Raw genomic sequence first — 10,953 nt, 5'->3', positions numbered from 1 at the left:
CAGCGTCAACATATGCGGCTCGAGAGAGGCGGGCACGACATGCGGACGATCCTGGGCGCGGGCGGGCAGATCGCCGTCGAACTGGCGAAGGAGCTGCATCGCGCCTCCGGCCCCGAGCTGAGGCTCGTGAGCCGCAAGCCGCGCAGGGTCGAAGATACGGATGAGGTCGCGAGCGCCGACCTGCTCGACGCCCGGCAGACCCGGGCCGCGGTGGCCGGGAGCGACATCGTCTACTTCACCGCCGGGCTGCCCGCCGACACCGAGCTCTGGGAGGCGCGGTTCCCCGCTATGCTCCGCAACGCGCTCGACGCCGCCCGCGCCGAGGGCGCGAAGTTCGCCTACTTCGACAACACCTACATGTATCCGCAGGACGATCGGGTGCAAGACGAGCAGACGCCGTTCGAGCCGGTCGGGCGCAAGGGGGTCGTCCGCGCCCGAATGGCCGAGATGGTGCTCGCCGAAATGGATCGCGGCGACATTCCGGTGCTGATCGCCCGCGCCCCCGAGTTCTACGGCCCCGGTCGCACCCAGGGCTTCACGAACGCGCTCGTCATCGACCGGCTGCGCGCTGGCAAGACCCCCCTCGTGCCCGTGCGCGACGACCGCTTGCGCACGCTCATCTGGACGCCCGACGCGAGTCGCGGCCTGGCCGCCCTGGGCAACGCCCCCGACGCGTACGGCCAGACCTGGCACCTGCCCGTCGACGACGATCGCCCGACGTACCGAGAGCTCGTGGCCATGGCGGCCGAGGCCTTCGGGCGGGAGCCGCGCCACCGGGTGATCCCGCGCTGGCTGCTGCGCGCGGCGGGCGGTGTGAACGCCCAGGCGCGCGAGATCCGCGAACTCCTGCCGCGATATGCGAGCGACAGCATCTTCGACTCCGCGAAGTTCAGGTCCCGCTTCCCGGACTTCCGGGTGACCTCCTACCGCGAAGGGCTCGACCTCATCCGTGCGGAGTCGCGCACCGGAAGCTGACGGCGGCGCCAGCTGCAGCTAGCCGAGCACGGAGAACCCGGGGGAGAGGGCGCGCCGCCCCGTCAGCGCCTCCAGCAACCGCGGTCCGTCGCCGGCGTCCACCGCGAGCTCGGCGGCCAACGCCGCTGTGCGGTCCAGTGCGGGCCGGGGAGGCGCCGGATCCACCCCCGCCGCCCGGGAGATGTCGATGCCGTGCACCACCAGCTCGAAGGTGCGCGTCGGCAGGTAGTCGCTGAGCCGGATCCCGCCCACGAGGCACGCGATCGTCGGATCCCCGGCCCCGCTCAGCAGCCCGGTCACCCGATCCGCGATCCGCGAGAACGCGGCTGCCGGATCCGCGCCGAGCGCATCCCCCGCGGCCACGCCGCGCGCGTGCACCTCGTCCGGGCCCGCGCCCGTCGCTCCGCGGGTGCGCCGGAAGTACTCGGCCGGGCTCATGACATCCACCCGCTGCGCCGGCCTGTCGAGGTACTGCTCCACCGTGAGCAGCGCCCGGCTCGTGTGTCCCACGAGGGCGCGCAGATCCCAGGCGCCGAGGGCCGGTGCCGCCCAGTCCGGCTCGGCGATGCTCGTCACGAGCGCGCTCACCCACCCGGCCGCTGCGGCGAAGTTTGCGGTCGCACCGCCGGCATCGACCGCGGTACCCGGCGGTGCGAGATCTGGCGTGTCGCTCTGCATGCTCCTAGTGTGGAGCCAGAACGGAAGGAGCACCAGATGGCGGAGCCGACGAAGGGGCCGAAATCGTACTTCCCGTCGATCGAGGCGAAGTACGGTCGCTCGATCGACGAGTGGATCGCCCTGCTGCGTCCGCACGCGGGCGAGAAGCACATGGATCAGGTCGCCTTCCTCAAGGAGCAGGGCATGGGGCACGGGCACGCGAACGCGCTCGTGCACGTCTTCCGCGCCGAGCACGACGGGGCGTGACGCGGCGGCCGGTATCATCGGGGACGATCACCGATGAACGGAGCCCGATGACCGAGAACGCGCTGCCAGAACTGCCCCCGTGCCCCGAGTGCGCGAGCGAGTACGCGTACGAGTCCGGCGCACTGCTCGTCTGCCCCATGTGCGGACACGAGTGGGCACCCGTCTCCGGTGATGCCGCTGATGACGACGGCCCCCGGCCTGTCAGGGACGCGGTCGGCAACGTGCTCTCGGACGGCGATTCCGTGACCCTCGTGAAGAGTGTGAAGATCTCGGGCGGAGGCGGGGGCGCCATCAAGGCCGGCACGAAGGTGACCGGGATCCGCCTCATCTCGGACGGGGTCGGGGACCACGACATCGACGCCCGCGTGCCCGGCTTCGGCAAGCTGCAGCTCAAGTCGAGCGTCGTCAAACGCGTCGGCTGAGTCCCGTCGCGCTCCGGGGGTTCTGCATCCCGCCCGTCGGGCGCATACTGGGATGACGGTCACCCGACGCGAAGGAGCAGGACATGCCGCACACACTCGCAACGTACATCGCGCTGCCGGGCACCACCGGCGAAGCCATGGAGCACTGGCACGAGGTCTTCGGCGGTGACCTGCAGATCCTGAGGTACGGCGACATGCCCCCGATGGAGGGCATGCCGTTCACTCCCGATCCGAAGTCGGTCGCCCACTCCACGCTCGTGCTGCCGGAGGGCGCCGGGGTGATCGCCGGCGGCGACGCCATGGACGACGGCACCGACTACCCGGTGCGCGGATCCGCCTACTCGCTGCTCTACACGACCGACACACCCGACGAGGCGCGCGGGCTGATCCAGAAGCTCGTCGACGGCGGCGGTTCCGTGGGCATGCCGTTCGAGCAGGCTCCGTGGGGCGACTGGTACGGGCAGGTCTTCGACCGCTACGGCGTGATGTGGTCGTTCTCCTGCGAGAGCGCCTGACCGATAGCGTGGAGGGGTGACCGAGCAGACCCGCCCCCCTGTGCACTCCGTCGTGGTCGGCGAGGCCGCGCCGCGCCGCGTGGTGTTCCTCCACGGCCTCTTCGGGCGCGGGAAGAACCTCATGCGCATCGCGACGGGGCTCGAACCGGAGGCGCAGAGCCTGCTCGTCGATCTGCCGAACCACGGCCGCTCGGCCTGGACCGAGGCCTTCGACTACGTCGAGATCGCCGATCTCGTCGCCGAGCACCTGCGCGCGGGCTTCGCCGCTGAGGGGCAGGTCGACGTCGTGGGGCACTCCATGGGCGGCAAAGTGGCGATGGTGCTCGCACTGCGCCACCCCGATCTGGTGCGCCGGCTCGTGGTGATCGACATCTCGCCCGTCGCCTCGGGATCCTCGCGCGGGGAGTTCCACCATCTGCTCGACGCGCTCGCGGGGCTCGACCTCGCCTCGGTGACGCGGCGCTCGGATGCGGATGCGGCCCTCAAGGCCGCGATCCCGCAGGACGGGGTGCGCGGCTTCCTGCTGCAGAATCTGCGTCGCGGCGACCACGGCTTCGAGTGGGAGCCGAATCTGCGGCTGCTGCGCGAGCAGCTCCCAGCGGTGATGGGCTTCCCAGATCTGCCGGGGCCGTCCTTCAGCGGGCCGGTGCTGTGGATCGGGGGCGAGCGCTCCGACTACGTCTCCGACGAGGATGCGCCGGCGATGCGCGCGCTCTTCCCGCGCACGGTTAGGATGACGGTGCGCGGCGCCGGCCACTGGGTGCACTCGGAGAAGCCCGACGAGGTCGTCACGGCGCTGCGCACCTTCCTGGGCGACTGAGGCGGCTGAGGCGGCCGCGGCCGTCGATATGGGATCTGCCGAAGATATGCGCGATCCCGCCCGAAACGACATATATTGGGCAGATCCCAGACCGACGGCGCCGTCGGAGGAGGTCGAGGAGCTGCCATGAACCCGCAGAGCGAGCACGCTCAGACCTGGAACGGCCTGCTGCGCGAGCAGATCGACTGGCACTGGGCCCACCAGCTCAGGGGCCGGCTGGCCGGGCTCGGCGACGAGGAGTACCTCTGGGAGCCCGTGCCGGGCTGCTGGAGCGTGCGCCCGAGAGGCGAGAGCACGGCGGCCGTGCAGGGCGGATCGGGCGACATGGTCATCGAGTTCGCCGCGCCCCCGCCAGACCCCGCCCCCTTCACCACGATCGCCTGGCGGCTGGGTCACGTCATCGTCGGCGTGCTCGCCATGCGCAACGCCTCCCACTTCGGCCGCGAGGCCGTCGACTACTTCAGCTACGACTACGCCGCCACTGCGGCGGAGGCGCTGCGGCAGCTCGAGACCGAGCTCGGCCTCTGGCAGGCCGGCGTGGAATCCCTGGGGGAGGAGGGCCTTGCGCGCCCCTGCGGAGCCGCCGAGGGCCCCTACGCGGACTGGGCGATGGCGGCCCTCGTGCTGCACATCAATCGCGAGCTCATCCACCACCTCTCCGAGGTCTGCCTGCTGCGCGACCTCTTCCTGCACACGCGACCGGCCGAGGCGGGCGACCCGGCCTGACCGCTCAGTTCTCGCAGAGGCAGAACGGGTGGCCGGCCGGGTCGAGGAACACGACGAAAGTGCCGTCCTCGCTCGGCTGCACCGGGTGGCGGATCGCACCGGCCGCCTCCGCCACCGGTCCGGCTTCGGCGATGGAATCGACGTAGAGATCGAGGTGGGCCTGCTGCGGGATCGGACCGTCGGGCCAGTCGGGCGCACGGTAGTCGTCGACCTGCTGGCAGGCGATCGCGAAGCCGGGGCTCTCGCCGGCGGGAGGAGTGACGTTCACCCAGTCGGGTTCGGAGGGGTTCGCGCTCCAGCCCAGCAGCCGCGCGTAGAACGCCGCGAGCGACACGGCGTCCGGGCAGTCGAGGGAGTAGACGTGTCGAGTGGCGCGGATCGAGGTGCTCATGCCGGGAAGTGTAGGCCGGATCGCACCGGCGGGGAAGGCCCGCCGGTGCAGTCTCAGCCCCCTCGGACGCAGGACCACTACTCTGGCGACATGAGCACAGCCGCAGTCGACAGCTTCGAGACGGGTTCGGACGGAGGCGGCTCCGACGACGAGATCACCATCTCCGCCAGCGCGCTGCGCGCCCTCGGGGATCAGATGCAGCGCTTCCTGCTGGAGTACCGCTTCGCGATGCAGGAGATCGAGACGAAGCTCGCGATCCTGCGCGAGGAGTTCCTGCACATGCACGAGTACAACCCCATCGAGCACGTCTCGAGCCGGGTGAAGTCGGTCGACAGCCTCGTCGACAAGCTGCAGCGCCGCGGCCTCGGCAGCGACTTCGACGAGATCCGCCGCGAGATCCACGACATCGCGGGCGTGCGCGTCACCTGCGCCTTCATCCGCGACGTGTACCGGCTCTTCGACCTGCTCACGCAGCAGGACGACATCACCGTGCTCGAGGTCGAGGATTTCATCAAGGAGCCCAAGCCCAACGGGTACAAGAGCCTGCACGCCATCATCTCGGTGCCGGTCTACCTGTCGACGGGCCGGGTGGACGTGCCGGTCGAGGTGCAGTTCCGCACCGTCGCCATGGACTTCTGGGCGAGCCTCGAGCACAAGATCTACTACAAGTACGCCCGCCGGGTGCCGGACGCCCTGCTCGCGGAGCTGAAGCACGCCGCGGACACCGCGGCCGAGCTCGATACGCGAATGCAGCGCCTGCACGTGCAGGTGCACGGCGAACCGCCGCTGCACACGGCCCCTATCGAGCTGCGCGGCCTGCGGGCGCAGCAGTAGAGTCGGGGCGTGGAGAACGAACACCTGCCGGGCGGATCCGGCGGCGTCTGGCGACGGCGCGCCCCGGGCGGCGAGATCCGCGTGCACCGTCCCACCGGCCCCTGGACCCCCGCCGTGCACGCCCTCCTCGCGTACCTGCACGAGCGCGGGCTCGACGGCGTGCCGCGCGTGCACGGCATCGACGCCGACGGGCTCGAAGTGCTCGACTACCTGCCGGGCGAGACCCTCGACCCCGAGACCGAGCAGCCCGGCGACCGGGCGCTCGGCGAGGCCGCGGCCTGGCTGCGGCGCTTTCACGACGCCGTGCGCGACTTCCGTCCCGGCGCCGTGGAGTGGCGCCAGGGCGAGCAGGATCTCGGCCCTGACGAGCTGATCTGCCACAACGACCCAGGTCTTTACAATTGGGTGGTCGAGGACGGAGCATTCGCCGGCATGATCGACTGGGACCGCGCCGGCCCCGGACGCCCGCTCGACGACCTCGCCTTCCTCTGCTGGTCCGGGGTGCCGCTGCTGCGGGAGATCCCCGTCGCCGAGGCCGCGCACCGGGTCGCGCTCGCCGCCGAGGCCTACGGCGGGATCGCTCCGGGGGAGCTGCTCGACGCGGTGGACGCGCGCATGGAGCTCATCGCGCAGCGCTGGCGGGCGGGCATCGAGCGCGGCGATCCCGGCACGATCGCGCTGCGGGACTCGGGCGTGATGGATCGCCACCTCGAAAGGGTGCGCGGCTTCGACGCCCGCCGGGAGGCGATCCGCCGACTGCTGTAGCGCGCGGCCGCGCCCACCGCGACGGGCATGTGCCACACTGGAGCGGAGACTACCGGAGAGGGCCGTTCGGAACGGCCCCGTGAGGAGTACCAGCATGACGAGCACGAGCACGACGAGCGGAGCAACGCGGCTCGGCCTGGCCGACGGCGGGATCGAGACCGCACTGACCGACCGGCTGGGGCAGCGATTGCCCGAGTTCGCGGCGTTCACGCTGCTCGGCACGGTGGCGGGCCGGGAAGCGCTCCGCGAGTACTACCGCCCGTTCCTGCGGCTCGCGATCGAGCACGGACGCCCGATCGTGCTCGACACCCCCACCTGGCGCGCCAACACTGACTGGGGCGAGCGCCTGGGCTACGAGCAGGAGGCGCTCGACGCGGTGAACGCCCACGCCGTGGCGCTGCTGCGGGAACTCGACGAGGACGAGGGCGACGAATCGGTCGAGGTCGTCGTGAACGGCTGCGTCGGCCCGCGCTTCGACGACCACTACATCGAGGGTCGTCGCATGACCGAGGCGGAGGCGGAGGCGTATCACGCTCCGCAGGTGAACGCGCTGGCCGAGGCCGGCGCCGACCGGGTCACCGCGGTCACCACGCTCGACGCCGCGGAGGGCATCGGCGTGGTGCGTGCGGCTCAGGCCGCCCGCGTGCCGGTGGCCGTATCGTTCGTGGTGGGGGAGGACGGCCTGCTGGCCGATGGCAGCACGCTCGCCGCCGCCATCGCCGCGGTCGACGACGCCACGGGATCCGCCGCGATCGGCTTCCTCGTGAACTGCGCGCACCCCGCCGCCGTCGCCGAGGGCCTCGCCGCCTGCGGTGCGAGCCCGGAGCTCGAGCGCCTCATCGGCTTCCGTTTGAATGCGGCGCACGTCGGCGACGATGGCCCCGGCGACGGCCCCGAGTCGTTCGCCGAGCTCGAGGCCGGCCTGCGCGAACTCGCGCCGAACGCGAGCGTCTTCGGCGGCTGCTGCGGCACGGACACCCCGCACATCGCGGCGCTCGCGGCGCGGCTGCCCTAGGGAGCGGCTCTGAATCGGTCCCGCCGGTTACGGGGCGGCGGCCGGTTGTGGTTAGGCTGGTGTCGTGAATAGAGACCCATTCGAGGAGCTGTTCGGGGCGTCGAATCGTGATGCCCACGAGTCCGCGTCGGCGCCGGTCCCCGCCCGCGAGCGTCTGGCGTACGAGCAGGCCGAGCGGGTACGCACCTCCCAGCTGCCCGCGAGCAAGCGCACCTCCCCGACGGATCCGGACGACGGATCCGGCGACCGAGCCGCTCGGGCGAAGCCCTGGATCGTCGTCGGCATCGTCGCCGTGCTGGCGATCATCGCGTCGATCGTGATCCTGAACCTCGCGCGGGGGCCTCAGGAGGCGCCGCAGCCCACGACGGAACCGACGACCACGCAGACGCCGCAGACGAGCTCCCCGGCGACGCCCGACGACCAGGACGATGACGACGACTCCGACGCGGATCAGCCGAGCGGCCCGCCCGCCGTCGACGTCGGGCCGACCTACGACATGGCGATCGGCCCCTGGAACGCGACCTCGCAGATCTCGCAGCGCTTCGGCGCGGTCAACTTCAACATTCCCGACGGCGTGAACCTCGTGCTCACCTCCGACCTGCTGTCGTCGTTCCCGGACTCTTGCGCCGCCATGCGTCAGGGCTGGGGAGCCACGAAGACCGCGACCGGTTACGAGGTGCTGAAGCCCGCCACCCGCTGCACTGCGGCGCCCGAGCTGTACGACGAGGTGTGGGGCCTCACCGACGCCTGGGTGCAGACGATCCGCTAGGAACCTCCTAGCCGGCGAAGAGCGCCGGCCAGAGTGCGACGGCGAGCGGGTATCCCGCGAAGCTGACGATGTCGAGGATCCAGTGGGCCACGATCAGCGGCAGGGATCTGCCCCACCGCTGATAGGCCCAGCCGAACACGAGACCCATCACGACGTTGCCGATGAAGCCGCCGAAGCCCTGGTAGAGGTGGTAGCTGCCGCGCAGCAGTGCGCTCGCGATCACGGTCGCCACGGGCCCGACGCCGAGACGGCGCATCCGGTCGAAGAAGTAGGCGACCACGATCAGCTCCTCGCCGAGCGCGGCCCTGAGCGCCTGCAGCACGAGCACCGGAACGGTCCACCAGAAGGCGTCGAGGGCGGTCGGCACGACGGTGGTGTTGATCCCGATCCACTTCGCGAACAGATAGAACCCCAGCCCGGGCACGCCGATGAGCGCGGCCAGCGCGAAGCCGGCCCCGGTCTCGCGCAGCCGCCAGCCGGCGCCGTTCGAGCGTGCGGGCGCTCCGAGCCCGAGCCTGCCGAGGTGGGGGCGGCGATCGCGCCAGAGCAGGAAGACCACGAGCGCGACCGGTGCGAGCCCGAACGCGAAGGCGAGCAGCTGGTAGACCAGGTCGAAGACGGGGCGCTCGGCGAGGGAGCGGTTGATCGTCGCCGTCTGCGTGCTCAGCGCGGCCTCGCGGGTGAGGCGCTCGATGATCGTCACCACCGCATAGACGCCGGAGGCTCCGAAGGAGAGCGCGAGCACGATGCCGAGTTCCCAGCGCAGCCGCGCGGGCGATGGATGATCCGTCACCGCACCAGCGTATGAGGTCGGATCCCTCTGCGCACCTCGCGCACGCCAGTTGGGCGATCCGCAACGCGATCTCCCAGGAAAATGGTGACTTCGCACAGTCGCACCCACGAACGGCGTGAGAACTTTCTCGGACTCCTACAGACCTCCATCACGATGCCGTTACGGACCCCGTTTTGTGCAGCCGCCCCTCCGGCGGTCGTTAGGCTGGGGTGGTTATATCGAATTCATCCGGGGCGGAAGCCACATCGGCGTGCCCAGACCGGATGGAACATTTCAAGGAGGAAACCTCGTGAAGCGATCCAAGATTGGCTTCGGGTTCATCGCTCTGGCGGCAGCGGGCGCACTCGCGCTCTCCGGCTGCACCTCGGGCGGCGACTCGAACGCCGGCGGCGATGCTGCAGCCGGCGGCATCATCACTGTCAACAACACCGAGCCCCAGAAGGGCCTGATCCCGGCGGACACCACCGAGGTCGGCGGCGGCAAGGTCGTCGACGCGCTCTGGGAGGGTGTCGTCTACTACGATGCCGACGGCGTGACCCAGATGGGCGTTGCCGAGTCGATCGAGCCCAAGAACGACACCAACACCCTGTGGGAGGTGAAGCTCCGCGACGACGCGGTCTTCTCCGACGGCACCCCCGTGCTCGCCCACAACTTCGTGGACGCCTGGAACTACGCGGCGAACGTCGACAATGCGCTGGGCAACCAGTACTTCTTCAGCGCGATCAAGGGCTTCAGCGAGACCGATCCGGTCGAGGCGATGGAGGGCCTGAAGGTCGTCGACGACCACACCTTCACCATCGAGGCCTCGCCCGACTTCCCCGACCGTCTCGGCTACTCGGCGTACTACCCGCTGCCCGACGTCGCGTTCGAGGACATGGAGGCCTTCGGCCAGAACCCGATCGGCAACGGTCTCTACAAGCTCGACGGCGAAGGCGCCTGGAAGCACGACGAGTCGATCAGCGTCGTGAAGAACGACACCTACGTCGGCCCGCGCGAGGTCGCGAACGACGGCATCGAGTTCAAGGTCTACGCCTCGCTCGACGCCGCCTACACCGATCTGCTCGCCGGTAACCTCGACGTGCTCGACCAGATCCCCGACACCTCCTTCGCGGTGTTCCAGGACGAGCTCGGCGACCGCGCCATCAACCAGGCCGGCGCTCTCACCACCACCCTCGCCATCTCGACCAGCCTGCCGCACTTCGGCATGGACGAAGAGGGCAAGCTGCGCCGCGCCGCGCTCTCGATGGCCGTGGACCGCGAGGAGATCATCGACGTGATCTTCGAGGGCACCAACGTTCCCGCGGTCGACTTCACCTCGCCCGTGGTCGACGGCTACGCCGACGACCTCGCCGGCAAGGAGAAGCTGGAGTTCAACCTCGACGAGGCCAAGAAGCTGTGGGCCGAGGCCGACGCCATCAGCCCCTTCGACGGCACCATCGAGGTCGCCACGAACTCCGACGGCCCCCACCAGGTGTGGGTCGAGGCCGTGGCCAACCAGTGGGCCACCAACCTCGGCGTCTCGGCCGCCCCGAAGCTCTACCCGACCTTCGCCGCCTTCCTCGATGACCGCGAGGCCGACGTCGTCGGCGGCCCGTTCCGTGCCGGCTGGCAGGGCGACTACCCGGGTGCGTACAACTACCTGCAGCCCCTCTACTACACGGGCGCCAGCTCGAACCACGGCTTCTACTCGAACCCCGCGTTCGACGCGAAGCTCGATGAGGCCGTGCAGCAGAGCGACCACGAGGCCCGCAACAAGATGCTGAACGAGGCCCAGGAGATGCTCCTCGAGGACATGCCCTCGATCCCGCTCTGGTACCAGGGCACCACCGGTGGCTTCGCCGAGACCGTCGACAACGTCGCGTTCGGCTGGAACTCGGTGCCGATCTTCAACGAGATCACCAAGAAGTAACCCTCAGCGAGGGCCCCGGGTCTCAGACCCGGGGCCCTCGCCTCGTCCCGGCTCCGTGCGCCGGGCGACCTCTGCTCTTCGAACCGGGAACGCCG

14 protein-coding genes are annotated in these 10,953 nt (G+C 70.4%); 11 read left to right on the top strand and 3 right to left on the bottom strand.

The features are described from left to right. Positions 1-39: 39 nt before the first annotated feature. Positions 40-975 (top strand): NAD-dependent epimerase/dehydratase family protein, encoded by a 936-nt coding sequence (locus H629_RS0101345; RefSeq protein ID WP_024355562.1) that lies wholly within the window; start codon positions 40-42, stop codon positions 973-975. Between the two features lie 18 nt (positions 976-993). On the opposite strand, the gene H629_RS0101340 is transcribed toward H629_RS0101345, so the two are convergent. Beyond that, a complete protein-coding gene (locus tag H629_RS0101340) occupies positions 994-1,653 on the bottom strand; it encodes a maleylpyruvate isomerase N-terminal domain-containing protein (RefSeq protein WP_024355561.1) in 660 nt (219 codons plus the stop codon). 36 nt (positions 1,654-1,689) lie between these two features. Here H629_RS0101340 and H629_RS0101335 point away from each other — a divergent pair, with 36 nt between their 5' ends. The 5 genes from H629_RS0101335 (at position 1,690) to H629_RS0101315 (ending at position 4,382) form a co-directional block, all read left to right on the top strand. Next, on the top strand, positions 1,690-1,899 hold the full coding sequence (locus H629_RS0101335) for a DUF4287 domain-containing protein (protein WP_024355560.1): 210 nt from the start codon (positions 1,690-1,692) through the stop codon (positions 1,897-1,899). Between the two features lie 47 nt (positions 1,900-1,946). Further along, positions 1,947-2,321: a zinc ribbon domain-containing protein YjdM gene (locus H629_RS0101330; protein WP_024355559.1), complete on the top strand. Its 375-nt coding sequence runs from the start codon at positions 1,947-1,949 to the stop codon at positions 2,319-2,321. Positions 2,322-2,404: 83 nt separating this feature from the next. Next, positions 2,405-2,836, top strand: coding sequence for a VOC family protein (locus tag H629_RS0101325; RefSeq protein WP_024355558.1), 432 nt, complete (start codon positions 2,405-2,407; stop codon positions 2,834-2,836). Between the two features lie 16 nt (positions 2,837-2,852). After that, a complete protein-coding gene (locus tag H629_RS0101320) occupies positions 2,853-3,656 on the top strand; it encodes an alpha/beta fold hydrolase (protein WP_024355557.1) in 804 nt (267 codons plus the stop codon). Between the two features lie 126 nt (positions 3,657-3,782). Then, positions 3,783-4,382: a DinB family protein gene (locus H629_RS0101315; protein WP_024355556.1), complete on the top strand. Its 600-nt coding sequence runs from the start codon at positions 3,783-3,785 to the stop codon at positions 4,380-4,382. A 4-nt stretch (positions 4,383-4,386) separates the two neighbouring features. On the opposite strand, the gene H629_RS0101310 is transcribed toward H629_RS0101315, so the two are convergent. Then, positions 4,387-4,773 carry a VOC family protein gene (locus H629_RS0101310; RefSeq protein WP_024355555.1) on the bottom strand — a complete coding sequence of 129 codons (387 nt, stop codon included), beginning with the start codon at positions 4,771-4,773 and terminating at the stop codon, positions 4,387-4,389. A gap of 90 nt (positions 4,774-4,863) precedes the next feature. Here H629_RS0101310 and H629_RS13845 point away from each other — a divergent pair, with 90 nt between their 5' ends. The 4 genes from H629_RS13845 to H629_RS0101290 all read left to right on the top strand — a co-directional run bounded on the left by H629_RS13845 (position 4,864) and on the right by H629_RS0101290 (position 8,156). Continuing rightward, positions 4,864-5,607 carry a GTP pyrophosphokinase gene (locus H629_RS13845; protein WP_024355554.1) on the top strand — a complete coding sequence of 248 codons (744 nt, stop codon included), beginning with the start codon at positions 4,864-4,866 and terminating at the stop codon, positions 5,605-5,607. Between the two features lie 9 nt (positions 5,608-5,616). Further along, on the top strand, positions 5,617-6,372 hold the full coding sequence (locus H629_RS0101300; RefSeq protein WP_024355553.1) for a phosphotransferase: 756 nt from the start codon (positions 5,617-5,619) through the stop codon (positions 6,370-6,372). A gap of 94 nt (positions 6,373-6,466) precedes the next feature. Next, positions 6,467-7,387 carry a homocysteine S-methyltransferase family protein gene (locus tag H629_RS0101295; protein WP_024355552.1) on the top strand — a complete coding sequence of 307 codons (921 nt, stop codon included), beginning with the start codon at positions 6,467-6,469 and terminating at the stop codon, positions 7,385-7,387. Between the two features lie 64 nt (positions 7,388-7,451). Further along, positions 7,452-8,156 carry a hypothetical protein gene (locus tag H629_RS0101290; RefSeq protein ID WP_024355551.1) on the top strand — a complete coding sequence of 235 codons (705 nt, stop codon included), beginning with the start codon at positions 7,452-7,454 and terminating at the stop codon, positions 8,154-8,156. Positions 8,157-8,163: 7 nt separating this feature from the next. On the opposite strand, the gene H629_RS0101285 is transcribed toward H629_RS0101290, so the two are convergent. After that, a complete protein-coding gene (locus tag H629_RS0101285) occupies positions 8,164-8,949 on the bottom strand; it encodes a CPBP family intramembrane glutamic endopeptidase (protein WP_024355550.1) in 786 nt (261 codons plus the stop codon). 289 nt (positions 8,950-9,238) lie between these two features. Between H629_RS0101285 and H629_RS0101280 the strand changes: the two genes are divergently transcribed. After that, positions 9,239-10,858, top strand: a complete 1,620-nt coding sequence (locus H629_RS0101280; RefSeq protein ID WP_024355549.1) for a peptide ABC transporter substrate-binding protein — start codon at positions 9,239-9,241, stop codon at positions 10,856-10,858. The last annotated feature ends 95 nt before the right edge of the window (positions 10,859-10,953 follow it).

The sequence above is a fragment of the Leucobacter chironomi DSM 19883 genome (genome assembly GCF_000421845.1).
Classification (GTDB): domain Bacteria; phylum Actinomycetota; class Actinomycetes; order Actinomycetales; family Microbacteriaceae; genus Leucobacter; species Leucobacter chironomi.
The sequence above is the reverse complement of the archived record's forward strand: the minus strand, read 5'-3'. Positions and strand labels throughout refer to the sequence as shown.

What these genes read in the sequence shown, in the direction of transcription:
- H629_RS0101345 (WP_024355562.1), top strand. Translation starts at nt 40, where the DNA reads ATGCGGACGATCCTGGGCGCGGGCGGGCAGATCGCCGTCGAACTGGCG.
- H629_RS0101340 (WP_024355561.1), bottom strand. Translation starts at nt 1,653, where the DNA reads ATGCAGAGCGACACGCCAGATCTCGCACCGCCGGGTACCGCGGTCGAT.
- H629_RS0101335 (WP_024355560.1), top strand. Translation starts at nt 1,690, where the DNA reads ATGGCGGAGCCGACGAAGGGGCCGAAATCGTACTTCCCGTCGATCGAG.
- H629_RS0101330 (WP_024355559.1), top strand. Translation starts at nt 1,947, where the DNA reads ATGACCGAGAACGCGCTGCCAGAACTGCCCCCGTGCCCCGAGTGCGCG.
- H629_RS0101325 (WP_024355558.1), top strand. Translation starts at nt 2,405, where the DNA reads ATGCCGCACACACTCGCAACGTACATCGCGCTGCCGGGCACCACCGGC.
- H629_RS0101315 (WP_024355556.1), top strand. Translation starts at nt 3,783, where the DNA reads ATGAACCCGCAGAGCGAGCACGCTCAGACCTGGAACGGCCTGCTGCGC.
- H629_RS0101310 (WP_024355555.1), bottom strand. Translation starts at nt 4,773, where the DNA reads ATGAGCACCTCGATCCGCGCCACTCGACACGTCTACTCCCTCGACTGC.
- H629_RS13845 (WP_024355554.1), top strand. Translation starts at nt 4,864, where the DNA reads ATGAGCACAGCCGCAGTCGACAGCTTCGAGACGGGTTCGGACGGAGGC.
- H629_RS0101295 (WP_024355552.1), top strand. Translation starts at nt 6,467, where the DNA reads ATGACGAGCACGAGCACGACGAGCGGAGCAACGCGGCTCGGCCTGGCC.